General features: G+C 40.3%; 1 pseudogene. It reads left to right on the forward strand.

The features are described 5' to 3' along the window. Position 1: 1 nt before the first annotated feature. Positions 2 to 725 (forward strand): annotated as a pseudogene (locus tag GBN19_RS15495) (IS3-like element ISAcsp5 family transposase); the annotation flags it as partial.

Genomic DNA, 725 nt, shown 5'->3' on the forward strand with positions numbered 1-725 from the left:
CATGACACGAAGAAAACGTCGTAATCATTCAGCAGAGTTTAAAGTTAAAGTTGCTCTCGCAGCAATTAAAGGCGACCACACACTCGCTGAACTTTCTACTCAATTCGATTTACATCAAAACCAAATCATTGATTGGAAAAATCAACTGCTTGAACAATCCGTCAATATTTTTTCACGACCAACAGCACAACAAGAACCAGAGATTGACCTCAAAGCTTTACATGCCAAGATAGGACATCAGGCATTGCAAATTGATTTTTTAGAAGGTGCGCTCAGAAAAATAGGGCAGCTGAGCGACAAAAAATGATCGATAAGACCCATCAACTTTCGGTACGACAACAATCGCAATTGATTCAAATCAATCGCAGTACGTTGTATTACAAGCCCAAAGAGATTTCATCCACTGATTTGAGTTTGATGCGTCTGATCGATGAAATTCATCTCGACGACCCATTTATGGGCAGTCGAATGATACGAGATATGCTACAGCGTCAAGGACATCAAATAGGTCGGCGTAAAGTCCGACGTTTAATGCGCTTGATGGGAATACATGCCTTGTATCCAAAACCCAATACCAGTAAGCCTAATCTTGCACACCGTATTTTCCCATATCTGTTGAAAAACATGGTCATCGATCACTCTAATCAAGTCTGGTGTACAGATATCACGTATATTCCTATGGCTAAAGGCTTTGTCTATCTGTGTGCAATTATAGATTGGCATAG

Source organism: Acinetobacter brisouii (assembly GCF_008993995.1).
In the GTDB taxonomy this organism is placed as follows: Bacteria; Pseudomonadota; Gammaproteobacteria; order Pseudomonadales; family Moraxellaceae; genus Acinetobacter; species Acinetobacter brisouii_A.